The organism is Mucilaginibacter sp. UR6-11 (assembly GCF_020880695.1).
Classification (GTDB): domain Bacteria; phylum Bacteroidota; class Bacteroidia; order Sphingobacteriales; family Sphingobacteriaceae; genus Mucilaginibacter.
Window position 1 is genome coordinate 100,314 of record NZ_JAJIWO010000009.1, and the last position, 18,753, is coordinate 119,066.

At 41.5% G+C, this 18,753-nt stretch carries 9 protein-coding genes; 4 read left to right on the plus strand and 5 right to left on the minus strand.

The annotated features are described in order from the left end of the window. The first annotated feature begins 65 nt into the window (after window positions 1-65). Window positions 66-1,151 carry an alkene reductase gene (locus tag LJ658_RS17980; RefSeq protein WP_230547934.1) on the plus strand — a complete coding sequence of 362 codons (1,086 nt, stop codon included), beginning with the start codon at window positions 66-68 and terminating at the stop codon, window positions 1,149-1,151. A 75-nt stretch (window positions 1,152-1,226) separates the two neighbouring features. Here LJ658_RS17980 and LJ658_RS17985 read toward each other — a convergent pair whose 3' ends face one another. The 5 genes from LJ658_RS17985 to LJ658_RS18005 are packed head-to-tail and all read right to left on the minus strand — an operon-like array spanning window position 1,227 to window position 13,945. Then, window positions 1,227-3,803 carry a hypothetical protein gene (locus LJ658_RS17985; protein ID WP_230547935.1) on the minus strand — a complete coding sequence of 859 codons (2,577 nt, stop codon included), beginning with the start codon at window positions 3,801-3,803 and terminating at the stop codon, window positions 1,227-1,229. Between the two features lie 58 nt (window positions 3,804-3,861). Next, entirely contained in the window at window positions 3,862-6,192 is a 2,331-nt protein-coding gene (locus tag LJ658_RS17990; protein ID WP_230547936.1) for a hypothetical protein, read from the minus strand. A gap of 2 nt (window positions 6,193-6,194) precedes the next feature. After that, window positions 6,195-9,800, minus strand: coding sequence for a BamA/TamA family outer membrane protein (locus tag LJ658_RS17995; protein WP_230547937.1), 3,606 nt, complete (start codon window positions 9,798-9,800; stop codon window positions 6,195-6,197). Window positions 9,801-9,809: 9 nt separating this feature from the next. Continuing rightward, window positions 9,810-12,722, minus strand: coding sequence for a polyphosphate kinase 1 (ppk1, locus tag LJ658_RS18000; protein WP_230547938.1), 2,913 nt, complete (start codon window positions 12,720-12,722; stop codon window positions 9,810-9,812). Next, window positions 12,722-13,945 (minus strand): Pycsar system effector family protein, encoded by a 1,224-nt coding sequence (locus LJ658_RS18005; RefSeq protein WP_230547939.1) that lies wholly within the window; start codon window positions 13,943-13,945, stop codon window positions 12,722-12,724. Before LJ658_RS18005 ends, ppk1 begins: the two co-directional genes overlap by 1 nt. 310 nt (window positions 13,946-14,255) lie before the next feature. Between LJ658_RS18005 and LJ658_RS18010 the strand changes: the two genes are divergently transcribed. From LJ658_RS18010 to LJ658_RS18020, 3 genes are all read left to right on the plus strand, one after another. Further along, a complete protein-coding gene (locus LJ658_RS18010) occupies window positions 14,256-14,561 on the plus strand; it encodes a hypothetical protein (RefSeq protein WP_230547940.1) in 306 nt (101 codons plus the stop codon). Window positions 14,562-14,646: 85 nt separating this feature from the next. Beyond that, a complete protein-coding gene (locus tag LJ658_RS18015; RefSeq protein WP_230547941.1) occupies window positions 14,647-15,489 on the plus strand; it encodes a sugar phosphate isomerase/epimerase in 843 nt (280 codons plus the stop codon). 162 nt (window positions 15,490-15,651) lie between these two features. Further along, window positions 15,652-18,738, plus strand: a complete 3,087-nt coding sequence (locus LJ658_RS18020; RefSeq protein ID WP_230547942.1) for a PVC-type heme-binding CxxCH protein — start codon at window positions 15,652-15,654, stop codon at window positions 18,736-18,738. The last annotated feature ends 15 nt before the right edge of the window (window positions 18,739-18,753 follow it).

Here is an 18,753-nt window from a genome sequence, read left to right on the forward strand (position 1 = left end):
AATAGTTTGACACCAAATTAAAGTATAATACATTTAGGTGTTTAAACATATTCACAAACATTAAAATGGAAAACAACAAATTATTTGAGCCCGCGCAAGTTGGCGCTATAACATTAAAAAACCGAATCGTAATGTCGCCAATGACACGCTGCCGTGCCATTGGAAATGTGCCTAACGATTTGATGGCAAAATATTACGGACAGCGCGCAAACGCCGGCCTCATTATTACCGAAGGCACTTCTCCGTCGCCAAACGGATTGGGTTATGCCCGTATACCTGGTATTTACAGTGATGAACAAATTGTAGGCTGGAAAAAGGTAACCAGCGCGGTTCATGAAAAGGGGGGTAAGATAGTTATACAACTAATGCATACCGGCCGTATAAGTCATCCTGCAAATATGCCTGAAGGCGCTGTAATACTTGCGCCATCGGCAGTTAAGCCGGCAGGCCAGATGTGGACCGACACTTTGCAAATGCAGGATTTCCCGATGCCTAAAGCGATGACTGCTGACGAACTTAACGCTACAAAAGCTGAGTTTGTAGCGGCTGCTAAAAATGCCATCATCGCCGGTTTTGACGGGGTAGAGTTACACGGGGCTAACGGTTATTTATTAGAACAATTCCTGTCGCCAATTAGCAATGTGCGTACTGATGAGTATGGCGGAAGCGTTGAAAACCGCGCACGTTTTGTATTAGAAGTAGTAAGCGGAGTTGCGGCAGCCATTGGTAAAGACCGTACTGGTATCCGCTTATCGCCCTATGGCGTAGCTAGTGATATGCCACACTATCCGGAAATTGATGCAACTTACAGTTATTTAGCTGAGCAGCTTAACCAGTTAGGTATTGCTTTTATACACATTGTTGATCACTCTGCGATGGGTGCGCCGGCTGTGCCTTTACAAATCAAGCAAACTATCCGGAATAAATTTAAAAATATAATTATCCTGGCTGGCGGTCACAGCAGCGAGTCAGCGCAGGCCGAGCTGGAAAGCGGTTTGGGGGATCTGGCGGCATTTGGCCGGCCATTTATTAACAACCCTGATTTGGTAGAGCGTTTTGCTAAAAATGTTGATTTATCTACCGATCTGGATATGACTACGTTTTATACTGCTGACGAAAAAGGATATACCGATTATCCTTTTTATCAATAAGTTAGATAATGCTTTGTAAAGGCCTCAAGTTGGAAATTTGAGGCCTTTGCTTTTCAACCCAGTTATATCGATCTGTTAAAACCTAAATCCGGCCGCTAAATAAAGCAACGTTCCGTCGGGCGCCGGCGCATGGCCCAAAACTGCCGACAGGATGAATTTGCTGTAAGGCGTAATAAATAAGCCGCCGCCATAAGTGTCATGTATGGTGGTAGACGTCTCGCCCGGCAGCCAAACCCGTCCCGCATCGTTGAAGGCTATTAAACCCAGCGTACCGGGGAAGAAATAAGTGTTGAATTTAAATAGCTTTAACCGCAGTTCAAGGTCGTTAAACACCATCTGTTTACCAATAAACCTGCTGGTATGAAACCCCTGTAAACTAAACGGGCCGCCCAGGTTCATCATCTGAAAAAACTCGCCATTGCCGGTAAATACCCCGCCACCAATTTTATCGGCAATTACAAAAGTAGAGTCCTGCCCCGGATTTAAATAAAAGCTAAAGGTTGAAAATAGCTGCCCGTTAGTATGGCCTGATAAATTAAGGCCTGACAAGCCAATAAACCTGGTGCTGAAGAAAACACCTTTAGTAGGATAGGTTGCGCTGTTACGCGTATCGTACTCGGCGCCGATAACAACGCCCCCGTAGATTTTTGTCGCAAATAAATTCTCAGCAGGATGTGCAAGGTTATACTCGTTAAAAAACAGATTGGTATTATTAGCGGCCTTGCTTGAATAATATTCGCCCACCAGGCCTTCACTGATGCGCCAGTTTTCCAATTGCTGATAAAGCCTTACGTCGGCTATAGTATAGTCGTATCTGTTACGGTAGTGGTTAAATACATTGGTACCCTCATTAGGGAAAACGGTATTGTTACCATAGCCAAAAAAGCTATTTACATTATGTGGGCCGCGTGAAATGATATTTACCAATAGCCCGTTTTTGCCGATAACATTTTTAAAATCGCCCAGGTAAGTAAATATGAAAGAACCTTTGGACAAAGTATAGCCGGCGGAGAAATCCTGTTTATAAACATAGGGATCATCACGAAAGCCATGTTTTTCAATAACATAGCCAACTTGCAATCTGACGCCATCCTCCGTATTATAACCCAGCCCAAACTTTGGCGATGAGCGGTCATACTTGAAATTTTCTTTATCGAATTTATTTACGTCAGTATCTTTAGATGTTTCTATCCGGGCATATTTAGCAGCGGGCAGCGTGTTTGGCTCATCCGACCGATCATAGATAAATAGTTTATTCCTGTTGGAAATAGCGCTGTTTACGGTAAAGCTGTCTTCATCATCACCGCCAATTAATCTTACTTTTATTGGCGATGTCGCAGTACCACTTACATTAAACATATCTTTTCCGCCCAAGCCATAAAGTCTTATTTCCTTTGTAACCTCAGGGTCAAACGTGCGTTGATAAAAAGCGTCCGCCTGTGTCCCGTCTTTTTTGATTTTATAGATAGCGACGTTAACAAACCCATTTGGTTGTTTTTCAACAACAAATTCATCGCGTTTATCTGATGCCGGAATATCAATATTCCTGCTCAAAAAGCGATAATAATCCAGCGCACTCTCTTTGATATTATTGCGTCTGGCTATTAAAGTGCCGGTGGTTTTTTTACCGGTGATAGCATAGATGCCTGCAGGCATTAATTTTACGGCGCCGGCAAGTAACTGATCTGTCAGCTTATTTTGCACGTAAGCGATCTGCTCCAGCCAGTCGGACTGACTTAACTGGTTAAGGAAATACAGGTCAAAAAAACGGTTGTTATAATTCCACTTGCCAACACTTTTTATTTTATCATGATAAGGTTGCAACTGTGGGTTTTTACTTGAAGCAAGCCAGGGAAAAATGCCCGAGGTGGAGTAAAATACTTTGTCCCGGTCTTGCGGTACCGGTTTGTATAAATTGCCTTTCTCCAGGTCTTCTTTTTGCCAGCGCCACTGGTCGCCGTGACGGTCCCAATCGCCTATTATCATATCCAGGAGCCGCGCACGCAACAGTAATTTTTGGTCGGCCTTATTATCGTTATCTTCCTGCAGTTTATCCTGTACTTTTTCTGTTTTTATAACTTTTTTATCAACAGGTTCGGTTTCTTCAAACAGGTAAACCTGGTTCGCAAAATCCTTCCTATATTCACCTAGCGCCTCGTCATCACCTACATATACTATTTGCGGGTTGCTATGCGGAATGTCAAGCGCATCAGCCAGTGGCGGAACAATTAATGCCGCGTATGGATTTGAAGTAGAGACCTCGTCTTGTAAAATATCTTTTTTAACGGTCTGCCTTTCGTCTTTTGGCAAAGCACGCTCTGGGTACTTTTGTACTGACCGCAATGCATATTTATTGCCCGCGGCGTCCTGCAAATGCAAGGAACGTGTTTGATTGCCGCCGCCTAGCCCGGTTACGGTTAGGCCACCTTTTTCAGTCGACAAATGCAGTATTTTAATATTAACCGGCAACGCCCATAACTTGCGATAATTTTCACCAAAAAATAGCCTGCGTTGTGGTGTAACGTGGTTGTATTTTGCGTGAGGAGCTACTTTTATGCTGTCGGTGCCATTTTGGGCTAATGTGGCGGTTGTTGATAGACAACCCAAAATTAAAAAGAACAGGTGTTTTTTACAAGTATGGTTATTATACATAGGGTTATGTTAAATGCTCAAGCATAACACCCAAAAGTAAAATTTGTTAGCAGATCGGCTATTTGTAATTAATACTAACCCTTAATGCCTTTAAACCGGTAACGCCCTGCAGGTTTTCAAGCTCAATAAATTGCATGTCTTTTTTTAGGACCTTATCTTTTTGAAATTGCTTAATGAGCGTTATATATTCTTCGGCTTCGGCATCATTAAAATACACCAGTGCAATTTTATCGGGTTGGGTGAGCCGTTCCTTGGTGTCCTTTATGCGTACTTTATCAATGCGCTTTTTTATTACTTCGTACCTGATATTATAATAACCTTCAACATCAAACCGTCGCTCGTCATTTCTAAAACAAATATCTATGCGGCTCGAATGGACAAATATCAACGATGCAGTCTGCAATACTACCGGCATCTTTTTTTGCAGGGAATAAGTGAGGCTGGCAACGTCAATCATCCCCTTTAACTGCCATTGCCTGAAATCTCTGAGATGTTTGGCGTTGAATGGAACGGCCGGTGCAATATCCTGCCCGGTGTAAATATCATATTCTATACCATCCGACCGGAATTTTTCAAAATAACAAGGATAGATCTTTTGAATCTTGCCGTGTGCCTGGTCGAAATAATTACTTAGCGTACGGTTAATCAACTTAACAGATAACTCAAGGTCACGCCGTTGTTTATAGATTTCGCCATTCTCATCAACTGCTTTCTCATATACACTAACCAATTTTTCTACGGCAGGATATTTATTTTTTAACGTCACTAAATAAGGGGAAACGGTATGCCGCAAAAAATCATTGAGCATGGTTTCGTCATTAGCTTTTTCAAATATTTTTATTTTTTTTGTCCAGGCGATGGATTTATTAGACAGGGTAATGCCCAGCCTTTTATTTGAAACCTGACCTTTAACATCAAGTATCAGTGAGTTTAAAATGTTCAGAAGCGTTTCAGTGTCTTGCTTTAATGCCTGGTTATGATAGATGGTAGAGTCCCTGATGTCGATAGCGCCGTACAGTGGATATACGTCGTGAAAAGATACCACCTTCATGTCTGGCTTTTCTTTTTCCTGTTCTTCTAAAAGATACTGCCAGGCCGCTTCATTAAACTTCCACTGCACCGATGGCTGCAAGGTGGTGAATTTAGTTTTTATCACTTCCTCAAGCCGCTCATTTAATTGCTCGGCTGTATTGTGTAATAGTTGGGATATTAATGGGACGGCCCGCTGTATCTGCGATAACAGCTTTTCATAAAACACTACTTTTTGCGCTGAGTATATTTCCAGTATACCTGCAAGGTGTTTGTTATAAAAAACAGGTAATATAGCATAGGACGTTATACCGGCATTTTTAAGTGTTTTTAAGAAAGGATATTGCGCAATTTTTTTGGCAGAGAGGGTGTTAAAATATATAGCCTCAGGTTTTTCGACATAGGCGCTTATAAATGTGTTGAAATCATCACTGATATCGTCATGACCCTTAAAGTTTTTTACCAGCAGGCTATTGCCGCATTCTACGGTGTCAAATATCAACCGGCCATTTATTCTTAAAAAAGGCAACAGGCCAAAATTAATAGCAGCGTTTCCTGCCAGGGTTTGTAACGCGTTTATAACATCTTTATACAGGTCATTGTGGTCGGCATTTATCAGTGCCAGGCGTATGGTTTCTATGGAATGCTCTGCGGTCACATCTTCCATAGTGATTATAGAGAACCCTTCCATGGTGAACATGTCCAGCGGAATTATATTTTTAAGCAAAGCCGTGTCAGCACCTTCATATATATAAGGCTCAATGATCTCGGGACTTATGTCTGGCAATGGTTTATTAGGTATTACATCAATAAACCGGGTATCAGCATGTACGCTATAGTATTTAATCAGCTTTGTTTTAGCATCAGGCAGGGCATATACCGAATCATTATTTAGCCCGGCGGGGAAATTATATAACCGTTGCAGTATAAGCCGGTAAGCGAAGTCCAGCTGTAATTGCTTAAAGTCCTTATCCGTCATACGTTCGGATTTTTTTCTTTTGGCTTGCGCTTTAATCAGGTCAGAAAAAGCATCGGTACTAAAAATGACTTTTGACCGAGTTGGAGTGGCTAATGCCCAAAAAAGTGTTTTCTCGTCTTCAATAGTTGGCGAGAGTATGGTATATATAAGTTCTAATATTTCAGTATAGCTCTCTGCCTTTTGCGGATCAATAATGCCGGTTTGAAGTTCGGGGTATATTTTAAACTTATTTAACACCAACTGAAAGAATTGAGCTTTAATGGTTTTCTCCTGCTCGGCGCGGCTCTTCAGGTATTTAATAAAAGGTTTAAAAGAAAAATGCTCTTCAACAAAGTTCTTTATTTGTACTTGCCCCCTTATATTAATTACCTTGTTGCGCATAGTTAAAAGGTTAAACTAAAGTTAATATATGGATAAAAGCCTTCTTTAGAATAACCGCCCTTAACCTGAAATAACGCCATATCCGACGGTGAAAAATACATGCCGCCGCCAAAACCGTGGTGCCACTCATTTGAACTTTCGCCCTTTACCCATACGCGGCCAATATCATATGCCGTTGTAAAGCCAAATTGACCCGGTGTGATGTAAGGAAAGAAGTCGCTTAACTTTATTCTGGCTTCCAGGTTGTTATACATCATTTGCTGTCCTGCAAATCGGTTTTGCCTGAAGCCCATCAGATTGCCTTCGCCGCCTAAAAACATAGATTGATAGAAAGCGGTTTGCCCGAAGGTGATACCGCCCCCCAGGCGTTCTGATATTACAAAATTTGATTTGGTGTCAACGCTTTTATATAAAATTGCCTCGGGAATGGCCTGGAAAAAAGTACGGGCCGAGTTGCCTAAACCGGCATAGGCCTGCAGCCGGACATTTACATAAACGCCCCAATCTGTAAGCACTTTGTTATTTCGCTTATCATTGATATAGGTGACCACAAGCCCCATATGCATCTTGTTTTTGTTGATGGTAGTGCTATCGTAAGAATGAATAAGATTTGTGTTGCCGGTAAGATGCGGGTCATTGTTCACAATAGAATGATAGTATTGAATTGACGGGCCGATTCTTAAACTGGTGGTACCGGCCAGGTTTTGAAAACGCAAAGTTGCATCGGCGGTATAAAAGCCAAAACGGGCCCGGTAATAGTCCTGGTATTCGCCGGTTTTATTAAAAGGGGTTTGATTGCCCAGTCCAAAGAAATTGATAACATTGGGGAAATACGCTTTAACCGCAATTTCGGCATCAGCCTTATCAATAGCGTTTACCCAATCCCCGGTATAGCTAAAGCGGGTTGAGCGGGTACCAAACGCTCTGCCCAATATAATTTGTTGGGAGCTGCCTGGATCTTTACGGAAACCCTGGTGAATGTATTTAAACCCCGCATCGGCATAAACGCCTTCATCAACGTTATAACCCATCTTTAGTAAGGGTAGTATGGTATGATATAAATTGGTAGGTATATAAGCCACGTTTGAGGTATCGTTGGATATATGTTTATCAACCCTCCCTTGCGCAGCACCTGCAAAAGTAGCGGTATTAACCTTCTCGTAAACGTTTACCGTAGAACTTGCATTTACAATATTATACTGCTTGTGCCCGTTGCCACCAATTATCCGGACTTTAATAGGCGATATTTTTTTATCGATAAAGACATTGTCATCACCTTTAGATATATAGAGGCGGACCTCCTTAGTGACGCGGGGGTCAAATATCCGGGAAAATAAGATATTTTTACCGCTCCTGGAAGCAGACACCGTGGTTTGAATAATTAAACTACCGTTAAGCGTGTCCCTGATACTGAAGTTCTCGTTAAGGTCGGTAGCCTTAATATCAACCCGGCGGTTAAAAAAGCGGTAATAAGTCTCGGCTGCATCAACTAAACTGTTGCGCCTTTTTTTCATGGCGGACAATAACTCTTTATGGCGTATACGATAAATTGCCAGCGGCAGTTTACGCAAAGCGGCTTCCAATACCTGGTCTGTTAACGCAGCCTGAAAGCTGCGTGTGACCTGCATCCACTGTTCATGGCTTATCTGGGTCATAAACCGGGTATTAAGCGTATGATCATTTAAAAAAAAGTCATTAATAGATTTATAACCGGCATTATATCCTTTTAAGTAGCGTGCCACCCACTGCCGTGAAGCGATATTTGGTATTAAACCCTGGTTGGTAAAAAATACTTCAGAACGATCGTGCGGTACTGCGGTAAAATATCTTATCCCGTTCCTTATTTTGGCTTGCCAGCGCCATTGATCCTCATGCTCGTCCCAATCGCCCAGGAACCAATCCAATAAGCGGGCCTTAAAAAACTCAATGCTATCTATCCGGTTGTTATAATTTGCATTTAGTAATTTTATCATATTGCCGGTATTAATAGAGGTATCGCTGCCGGGTTCACGTTCGTCTATAAGGCATATTTTACCGGCAAATTCTTTTTCGTAAAAACCAAGATGCGTATCAGGCGCTACCCAGCCAATAGTTGGGCTGGTATGACTTACTTTAACGGCCGCAGCCAACTCTGATGCTATTACGGCCCCATAGGGATATTGAGCAGACATAGCGTCATTTAGCCAGGTTTTTGCAAAAGTTTGTCTTAGCGCCTGAGGCAGCAGTATTAATGGGTATTTTTCAATACTGCTCATAATGTAGCTTTTACCGGCTGCATTTTTTAACAACAGCGATTTTGTTTGGTGGGTGCCACCGTAACCTACCGGTTTTAAACCGCCCTGATACTGATCAATTTTTATGATAGGTAAAGTTGCTTTTACCGACCACTCTCTGCGATAATTTTCACCGTAAATTATCCGGTGCAGCTTGCCTGCCTTATCAAAGGATGGATGGGCGGCTACGGTGATACTATCATCCTTGATTACCTGGTCTATTTTTTCGACCGGGATATGTACTTTAATAAATGGCCGGGTATAAGTAAATACTTTTTTAAATAAGCTGTCCTTTGCGGTGTTAGCATAATAAGTGAATTTCATACTTTTATCAATCATCAGATCGATAGTTACATACCCTGCCTCTTTTAAAGCGAACAGGGAGTGCTTGCCTTTTTTAACAACGGCCTGCTTTGCACCGGCACCGCTTACTACCTGCATTACACCTCCGTCGTTTATAAACTGCAGGCCATGTTCATGCCCCGAAACCCTAACGACATTTGAGTCGATATTAAAGACCCTGTTAATTTCCTTGATCATGGTTTTATACAGCGGGTGGCCATTGTCTTCTGGGTTATCAAAAGTGCCACGTAATAGCGGGTATAGAGCTCCGATTCCGGGCAAGGGGATGTATAAACTGCTCTTAACCGATGTTAACGGGAATAAATAATCCTGCCATATATAACTGCCTCCATGGTGGCCGTAAGTTTCAAACGGGTGATGATCCGCCAGGATGATGATCTTGTTTCTGTTTTTATATAAGAGCTCTCTAAACCGGTCTATCACCTCATCATTGGTTTTACAATTACAATCAGCATCGGGGTTATCTTTATTGTAAATATATAACCACCACTCCGAATCGAAAGCTATAACAACCATGTCGTCATTTATGGGTATTTCTGTAGGGTCGGGGCAGCCCCGGGCGGGTACCAGTTTTAATAATGAGTCTTTTTGCTCGGCCAGATATTCGCCTTCCCTCTTTATTTTTGCCAGGCCTTTAGGGCCCATTCGATCCCAGTCATGATTACCCGGGATAAAATATACCGGCGCGCCTGCCGCTCTCATAGGCTGGTATTGTTGCTGTAAGATTTTTTTTGTCCCTTCTTCTTCTGTGCTGCCGGGTAGACCCATGCCTGTCGGATAAATGTTATCGCCCAGGTACAGTACAGAAGTTTTCCCCTTTAAAATATTGCTTACCGCGTTTTGCAGCACACCGTTTTGCTGTTTATCCAATTCGCCTGCGTCACCAATTAAAATGATACGGTAGCGTACAGAATCCTGAGCATGAGTTGTAAGTGAGGCAAATAGCAGGAATACTAAAAAAAACTTCTTCATTAACAGTTATTATTTTTTATATGCGAACTTTAAAATGTTACCCGGTTGAGGGGCGTGTCCTTCGTTTGATATATACAGGTTGTTTTGATCGTCAAAAGTTATTCCCTCCGGTTGGGTAAACACGTTTTGATCTAGTTTGTATACCTGCCTTATTTTCCATTTAGCATCTGCCACTACCAAAATTTTGTTTACTGAAGACAGGATATACCAGTCATTGTTTAGCGGGCTGCGCGTAATCGCCGAAGGGTGAAAACTTATCTTATCAACACCAAGCAACTCTTCAATGTGTTTTACATTTACTGTAAAGTCGCCGGTTTGTTTTACCGATCCATCAGCAGCCAACTGGAATATAAAACCACTGCTTTTTTTACTTGTTTTATCTATAGTGCAATGTTTACACAATACGTATACCTGGCCGGCATCTGTAGCGTACATGCCTTCATATTCACCCTCGGGTAAAATGTCTTTATTTTTATGGATGTTAGTGGTTTGCGGCTTACCAATTTCTGACAGCGGTATGGTAAACAATACCCCTTTGCTTTGCAGCATAACAACCTGGTTATTGCTTATGGCAATATCTTCAAAATCGCCGTTTTCTTTAAACTCTGTGTTTTTTACGGCCTTATCGCCCAGCTTAAAATAAAAAACTTTGCCTATTCCATCGGCTTCAGCATAAATACGGTCTGTTTTGCCTTTATCAAAAGCTATGCCCGATATTTCGTTGAGTTCGGCCGGCATGTTGTATTTAACCGGCTTTGTCAAATCATAACCCAATGGGCTTTCATAAGTGGTTGGCTGTATGCATGACAGTAAAGTGGAAGCACCAATTACAGTTGCTATTCCGCATGTTATTAATGTTTTCATGGCTGAAAGAGTTATTTGTTTTTTTAACATTTCATAGATGGCCCGCTGTGCCGACAGACCTTTCTCTGCCTCTTTAATTTCTAAATTTTCCAGGTCGCTGTTTATAATCACAGCCTGTACGTTATCCTGTAGTTGCAGGTTAATAATATCAATAAGCTCTTTTTTTATAGCAGTATCCAATATGGGGAAACAAACCTCAATGCGCCGGTATATATTACGGTTCATCCAATCTGCTGATCCGGCATAAACTACCGGCTCGTTGTTGTTGTTAAAAATAAATACGCGTGCATGCTCAAGATACCGGTCAACAATCCGTTTAACTATTATGTTTTCGCTTATCCCTTTTATACCGGGAATAAGGCAACACACCCCCCTTACAATTAATTTAACCGGTACACCTGCCGCCGACGCCTCATAAAGTTTGGAAATGAGCTTACGCTCTTCGAGATTGTTTAACTTGATGGTAATGCCGCTGGGCAATCCCTGGTTTGCGTTGCGTATTTCATTATCAATTAAAGCAATAAACCGTTCCTGTAAATTAAATTTAGCCACCAGTAAACAGGTGAAATTAATAGGATCATGCTTTTCGGGTTGTACCCTTTTTGTCAGGAATAAAAACAGCAACTCTACCTCCGCCAGCAGCTCCGGGTTGGCCGTCATCAGGATATGGTCTGTATACAGTTTTGCGGTTTCTTCATTAAAATTACCGGTGCCTAACAACCCATAATACTTTAGCCGTCCATCTTCCTCCCGCTTAACTAAAGCCAGCTTTGCGTGTACCTTTAATGCGGTAACGCTATAAACAATTGTGGCCCCGGCGGCTTTTAATTTTTTTGCCCATTTTAAGTTATTTGCTTCGTCAAACCGTGCTTTTAGCTCAATCATTACCACAACGTTTTTGCCCGTTTTGGCTGCGCTTATCAAAGCATTTACAATTCCCGAGTTTGCGGCTACCCTGTAAAGAGTTACAAATATTTCTTTTACTGAGGGATCGGCCGCCGCTTCATTAAAAAACCTGAGTATGGTATTGTATGATTGATATGGTGGATGAAACAAAATGTCTTTTGCTGCTATATGGTCAAATATATCAGGTGCGGTTATTTTGGTATAAGTAATTGCCGGCCAAGGCTCAAAACCCAGCCCGCTATTGTTTAGCGGCAGCGCAAACAAATCTTTCAAGTTATGGTAAACGCCACCTTCAACCATTGTTGTATTTTCTAATTGAAATCTGTCCGTAAGCATTTCTAAAATACGTAGCGGGAGGCCCGGCTGGTATAAAAAGCGGGTTGCAAATCCAAAGTCTCGTTTCTTTAATTGCTTTTCAAACTGGCGGGCGATATCGCGGGGAAATTCGTCTTTAAGTTCGATCTCCGCATCCCGCGTTATTTTGAAGGTGTAACAACCTGTTATTTCCTCATTTTTAAATAAAACATGAAGGTTATCGCGAATAATATCCTCCAGGAAAAGTATTACCTGTTTTTCCCCCGCATCAATGCTGAAAAAACGTGGTAACTGGTCTGACGGAATATTTAATGCCACCAGTTTTTCTTTATCGGCACCATCACGTAAAACAACCAGGAAATAAAGGCTGTTATTGGTGGCATAGAATTTCTTTTTTGAGAGATATGCAGGCTGTAAAAACGACAGTACCTGGCTGTAAAAGTATTCGGTAGCTATAGTTTTTACCGGATCCGGAATGGGTTGATTGTAAACTAACTGTATGTTATGTTGGTGCAACGCAGGCAATAGCTCGTTAACCAATAACTTGCCAAATTTTTCCTGTTGAGACGATATAATATCGGTTGCATGTTCGGCATCCGGCAAATGCAAAAAGGCTTTATTATCCTTTTTTTGGATGATTTGTTTTGCGGCCAGTAAAACAGGGAATCTTACCCGATAAAATTCATCCAGGTTTGATGAAAATATAGCTAAAAACTTAAGTCGCTCATGTAAAGGAACACTTGATTTGGCAGCCTCGTCAAGTACGCGGTCATTAAATGACAGCCAGCTCAGGTCGCGGTCAAAAAAATAATCATCGGCTAAATTCTCGGGCTTCATTATCTAATTAATGAAGAGATCACGAAAGCAATTACCGAAATTACCAACCCAAACATAAAAACGTTGTATGACGCTCTTAATAATCTGTATTTGCGGCCGAGCACTATGCCCTGCGCGTAGACATCTTTTATTAAACTTCCGTACAAAAATTCGTTGTCATTTATAAGGGTTATCATTCCATGACGATAGTCGTCAAAACCCATTTTGTAGAAATTGCCGAAAAATAAAAGGTTCACGTTCCTGTCATCTATATCCTTTTGGGTAAAGGTACCCTGTGATATATTGGGCCGGGTGGCCAGTATAGAAAAAACTATAGTAACCAGGTTAACGGTAAGCAACATAATAGCCGGAATGACCTGGTTATGATGAGCGGTCATGTTTCGTAACAGCAAACTCAACAGTAGTGATATGATAATTGCGTTAACAGATATCATGATATGCGCCTTACTATCGGCCATATTACTTAACCGCTGGTGATTGCTTGAGGTAAGCCTGAACATAGTTTCGACGCCCTTGCTTAACTCTTGTTTATTTTTATCATTCTTAAAAATACGCATATCATCTTCGGTGCTGGCAAAAGGTATGCTTTCTTCTTCATCAGGTTTATCATCTTTTGCTTTTAGCTTGCGCTCAAGTTCATGCAGGTTGTTTTGTTTGGTCTCATTTAGCAACAGGCGGCAGTAATCCGTATGATAATCATGCTCCTCCATCAGTTGCATGGTTTTTTTTCGCCAATCTTCTTTGCTTATGTCAGTACCATAAAGGGTGTTAAATTCTTTACGCAATAACTTTGTTTTTCGTTGAAAATCATTCGTCCCCAAATGAAACAGATCAGCGTCGCAAACGATGCTTTGTAAAATATCCTTTGGGTTTTGCGGAAGCTTAGTAGACAGTATACAATCCGTTATATGTTGTACTAATTCGTTATCAAGGTCAAAACCTTTAAGAAAGTCTGCTGCAATCACGGCACCTTTTTCTTCATGGTTTTCCGCGCCGGCAGAATAGGCGATATCATGAAACCAGGCAGCAACCAAAACAGCAAAATAATCAGCATCATTTAATTGGTAATGATCTGCTATTTTCTTGGCTGCCGATACTACATCATTGGTGTGATCAATATTATGATAGGTGAACTTAGGGTCAGAATGAGCTTTATAGTAAGATAAAACAAATTTCTTTACCTGTTGCAGTAGCTTGGTATAGTTTACTTTAGTAGACATCATTTAATATTTTATCTATATACAGATAGAGGTTGATAATGTTTCCGCCTCGTCCGCAGTTAAGCAGGCAACCCCATGAAGCCGGGTAAAAATTGAACAAGAGGCCAACGTAAAAGCCTGATGATATGATGATTTTTTTAGATTTACAACTGATCAGCATTAAACCAAAGCATGAAAAGCTATTTATTATTGCTCCCTGCTTTTAATAACGGGGAATCAGGCGGGTGCGCAGTACCAACGCACGAAGTCTGAAACCATTGATTTTGTTAATAGCATATTAAAGCTCAGGGAAGAAACAACCTTATATGAACCATTGCCGCTAAGCAAGAGCAATCCGTTAATATTATCGCAGAAACTGCATGCTGAAAGCTATATACAGGTAAAAAGAACTTTCGATGTTAAACAGACAACAACTGTTATAGATAAAATTAAATGGGATACTTTAAAAGCATTTGGATATAACGACAACCGATCAGAATTATACATTTACTTCAATGGAAAATTAACGGTAAACAATAGTCCGTCAGAAGTATTTAGCCTGTATATCCCGGCAGATAGAGTTGAAATTGTGAAAAACGCAATACTCCGGTTGGTTGAAATTGTTAACGCAGAAAAATGATTTAATAATAAATTAGGTATTTATTGTTTTAATAATAACTTTGATTTAACCAATTTAATAGGAGCCATCCCCCAATTAATACAAAATGAAATTTGGTATTAATACCTTTTTATTTACATCGCCATTTAAAAGCGATAGTATCTCCCTATTTCCCACGTTTAAAAAATGGGGGTTTGATTCGGTAGAAATAGCGTTGGAGGACGCTTCACATATCGACCCAAAACTTGTCAAAAAAGCCCTTGATGAAAATGGATTGACGTGTGGTTCTATTTGCGCGGCAATGGGGCCTGGCCGTGACCTTAGAGGTACGCCCGAGGAACAAAATACAGCCGCCCAATATATTTGCGAGGTTATTGATATAATGCCGGTGTTGGGTTGCCCTATACTTGTTGGTCCGTTATATTCTTCTGTTGGCCGGGCAGAACCAGTAAGCGAAGAAGATTATCAGACGCAATGGGATACAGTAGTCAATAATTTAAAAAAGCTGACGATGTACGCTGAACAAACCGGGGTAAAACTTGCTATTGAACCTTTAAACAGGTATGAAACAGATTTTATAAATACTGCCGAGCGGGCCCTGGAAATGATTGCCGCTGTTAATAGTGATGCCCTGATGCTTCATCTGGATTCCTTTCATATGAATATAGAAGAAAAAGATCTTTCTAAGGCGATTATAAGTGCCGGTGATAAGCTGGGCCATTTTCATGCATGTGGTTCAGACCGCGGTACGCCGGGCGGTGACCATACCGATTGGAGCAAAATCAGCGCGGCGCTTAATCAAATAGGTTATGATAAGCAAGTTGTAATAGAATCATTTACAACCGATGTTAAAATAATTGCCAAAGCGGCATCAATATGGCGTAAGATTGAGCCTTCACAGGAAGATATTGCTATAAAGGGACTGGATTTTTTAAAGCGTGTTTTGTAAAATACCATTCACCGCCAAACGATCAGGTGGGTGTAATTGATTAATAACAGATCTTTTAGACAACTATACCAACATAAGCAAAGGATGAATAATAAAATTTTAAGTTTATCTGTATTTTTAGGACTGTGTTTAATAATCATAATAGGATGTAAAATCCATAAAATGCAGCAGCAAAATAAGCCCGCTGATGCTATCTTAAACACAAAAGGGGAAGATGACAGCATGGATGACGATAGCCAGTACAGCGGCCCCTTATTTAATGATAACATCCGGTCTACAAAATCTCGTACCCCCGAGGAAGAGCGGCTGGGATTTAAACTTCCTCCCGGCTTTGAGATCCAGTTGTATGCAGCTGAACCGGATATAGGTAAACCCATTAACATCGCATTTGATGCCAAAGGTAGAATGTGGGTTACGCAATCATTTGAATATCCGTTTCCGGCTAAATCGCCAAATAAGGGTAAAGACCGTTTAACTATATTAGAAGATACAGACCATGATGGCAAAGCAGACCGTTTTACTCATTTTAACGATACCCTGAATATTCCCATCGGGATATTGCCCTTAAATGATGGCGCTATTGCATATAGTATCCCTTCAGTTACCAGATTTACCGATTCAAACGGCGACGGAATAGCAGATAGTGAAAAAAAGTTATTAACCGGATTTGGTCATACCGATACACATGGCATGGTTAATAACTTTGTGCGCGGATATGATGGCTGGATATATGCTGATCATGGATTTACCAACAAATCTACAGTAGCAGGTAGTGACGGGCACTCCATTACGATGACATCGGGAAACACCTTTCGTTTTCGTGCAGATGGCAGCCGGGTTGAACAGGCTACTTACGGCAGGGTTAACCCCTTCGGGTTGGCTTATGATGAAAGAGGGTATCTGTATTCGACAGATTGTCATACGTCCCCTTTGTACCAGCTTATAATGGGCGGTGATTATCCCAGCTTTGGCAAGACCACAAGAATGGGTTTCGCGCCCGATATGAAACGTCTGGAAAACGAAGCTACCGCCCTCGCCGGATTGGCTTATTATGACGACGTGCAGTTTCCTGAGCAATATCGAAATGATTTTTATATGGGAGACGTTGTAACCAGTAGGGTGTACCGAAATTCATATATTAATAAAGGTTCTACCCCTGTCGGAAAAAGAGAGGCCGATTTCGTGAAAAGCAAAGATCCGTGGTTTCGTCCGGTAGACGTAAAACTGGGACCGGACGGTGCTTTATATATTGCTGATTTTTATAACAGCATTATTGGGCATTATGAAGTTCCGCTTGATGATCCGCATCGTGATAAAACCCGTGGCAGAATCTGGCGCATCACCTATAAAGGGCAGCATAATCCCAATAAGGATTGGACCGCTGCAACCATTGACGAGTTACTATCCGCGCTGGATATGCAGAATATTGCCGTAAGAATGGCAGTAACAGATCAGCTTTCAGATCGTATAGGAATGAAAGCAGTCGCACCCCTAAAGGCCGTGCTTGGCAAAAAATCAACAAGCGCTATAAAATATATCCATGCGTTATGGGTGTTACAGCGGCTAAATGCGCTGACTGATAAACTAATAAAGCAGTCGGCCACCAACCCAAACCCATTGATAAGATTGCATACAATGCGTGTGCTTTTAGAGCAAAAACCGAGCGAGCAAAATTATCGGCTTATATTAAACGCTGTTAATGATAAAGATTCTCATGTATCGCGGGCAGCAACAGAGGACCTGGTAAACTACCCGACCCTGACTTCAATCGAGGCCATACTGGCCGTAAGGCCCCAGATGCCGGTCTATGATACCCATATGATCTATTCGGCCAGGCTTTGTCTTAAGAATCTTTTATTACATGATGACCTGATGAAGCAGGTGCTTGCAAAGGACTGGAGGCAACAGGATGCTGCAAACATTGCCGATGTACTGGACGCAGTGCCATCAGCAGAGTCGGCAATGTTTCTGGCCCGCTACATCAGCAAGTATCCTGTGCCGGGCGATAGGGCAATTACTTATGAGCAAATAGCAGAATTTATACCCGCTGACCAAATAGCTAAAGTAATAAGCGATGCAAGACAAAGGAAAGCGGATGTAGAGTCTGAATTTATAATTTTTGGAGGCATTCAGCAGGGCATTGCCAGAAGGGGCGGAAAAGAAATAGCCGCGTTACAGCAGTGGGGTATACAACTTGCAGAAAGTCTTTTAAATAAATATCCGGCGGGAAGCAAAGTTAACGCCGCCGATTTGGTAAAACAGGAATTCGCAATTGAAATAGCCGGGAACTATAAAGTACATATGCTCGGGCCCGGCCTGAAACTGTTTTTAGAGCCCGGCTCAAATAGCAGCATCGACACCAGGACTAATGCATTGAGAGCTTTATTAAAGATCGACCCGGAGCATAATGCCGACCTGGCTGCCAAATTATTTCAGGATCCGTCTTCCAGCTTAGAGTTTAAAATAAAAGTTGCTAATGTATTGGGCGATCTGACAGGCTCTACAGGATCATCTTTAAAACAGACCTTAACAAATGTTAACAGGGTTTTGGCAGATGTTAAAAATGCACCGCCCGATCTGCAATCTGCAATAGTCACCTCGTTGGCCAGTTCTCCTGAAGGCAAGGACCTTGTTTTTACCAGGGTTAGACAGGGCCAGATCTTTTCAAGAGTATTAATTGAGCCAAAGGTTGGCGAGAGAATGTTATTTAATATATCGCCTAAACAAAAAAAGGAATATGATGAATTAACCGCCAATCTTGAGCCGGTAAATACAGAACGAAACAAGGCTATCAGCATGATGGTAGGCTTGTACAACACCGGCGCGAAAGAAAACAAAATCCCATCATTAGAGGACGGGCACCTGGTGTTTATTCAAAACTGCTCCCCATGTCATAAAATAGGGATTGAAGGGGGAAATATCGGCCCTAATCTGGATGGCGTAAGTAAATGGGGCCCCAACGCTTTGGCTACAAAAATAATTGACCCTAACCGTAATATTTCTGAAGCTTTTAGAAATTATACCATCAAACTAAAAGATGGGAAGGTGTTATCAGGATTATATCGCAGGGATGAGGGTGCTATAATGGTATTTGCGGATGCTTCCGGACACGAGTTTACCGTAGCAAAAAATGACATAGCCGAACGTACAGCATCCAGGTTTACATTAATGCCAGATAATTTCAGGAATAAACTTTCGCAAAGTGAATTTAATGCCATTATAAACTACTTGCTTAACCATAAAAGTTAATATCAACTTATAAAA

Coding starts and splice junctions, on each gene's coding strand:
- LJ658_RS17980 (WP_230547934.1), top strand. CDS start 66: ATGGAAAACAACAAATTATTTGAGCCCGCGCAAGTTGGCGCTATAACA.
- LJ658_RS18015 (WP_230547941.1), top strand. CDS start 14,647: ATGAAATTTGGTATTAATACCTTTTTATTTACATCGCCATTTAAAAGC.
- LJ658_RS17985 (WP_230547935.1), bottom strand. CDS start 3,803: ATGTATAATAACCATACTTGTAAAAAACACCTGTTCTTTTTAATTTTG.
- LJ658_RS17995 (WP_230547937.1), bottom strand. CDS start 9,800: ATGAAGAAGTTTTTTTTAGTATTCCTGCTATTTGCCTCACTTACAACT.
- LJ658_RS18020 (WP_230547942.1), top strand. CDS start 15,652: ATGCAGCAGCAAAATAAGCCCGCTGATGCTATCTTAAACACAAAAGGG.
- LJ658_RS17990 (WP_230547936.1), bottom strand. CDS start 6,192: ATGCGCAACAAGGTAATTAATATAAGGGGGCAAGTACAAATAAAGAAC.
- ppk1 (WP_230547938.1), bottom strand. CDS start 12,722: ATGAAGCCCGAGAATTTAGCCGATGATTATTTTTTTGACCGCGACCTG.
- LJ658_RS18005 (WP_230547939.1), bottom strand. CDS start 13,945: ATGATGTCTACTAAAGTAAACTATACCAAGCTACTGCAACAGGTAAAG.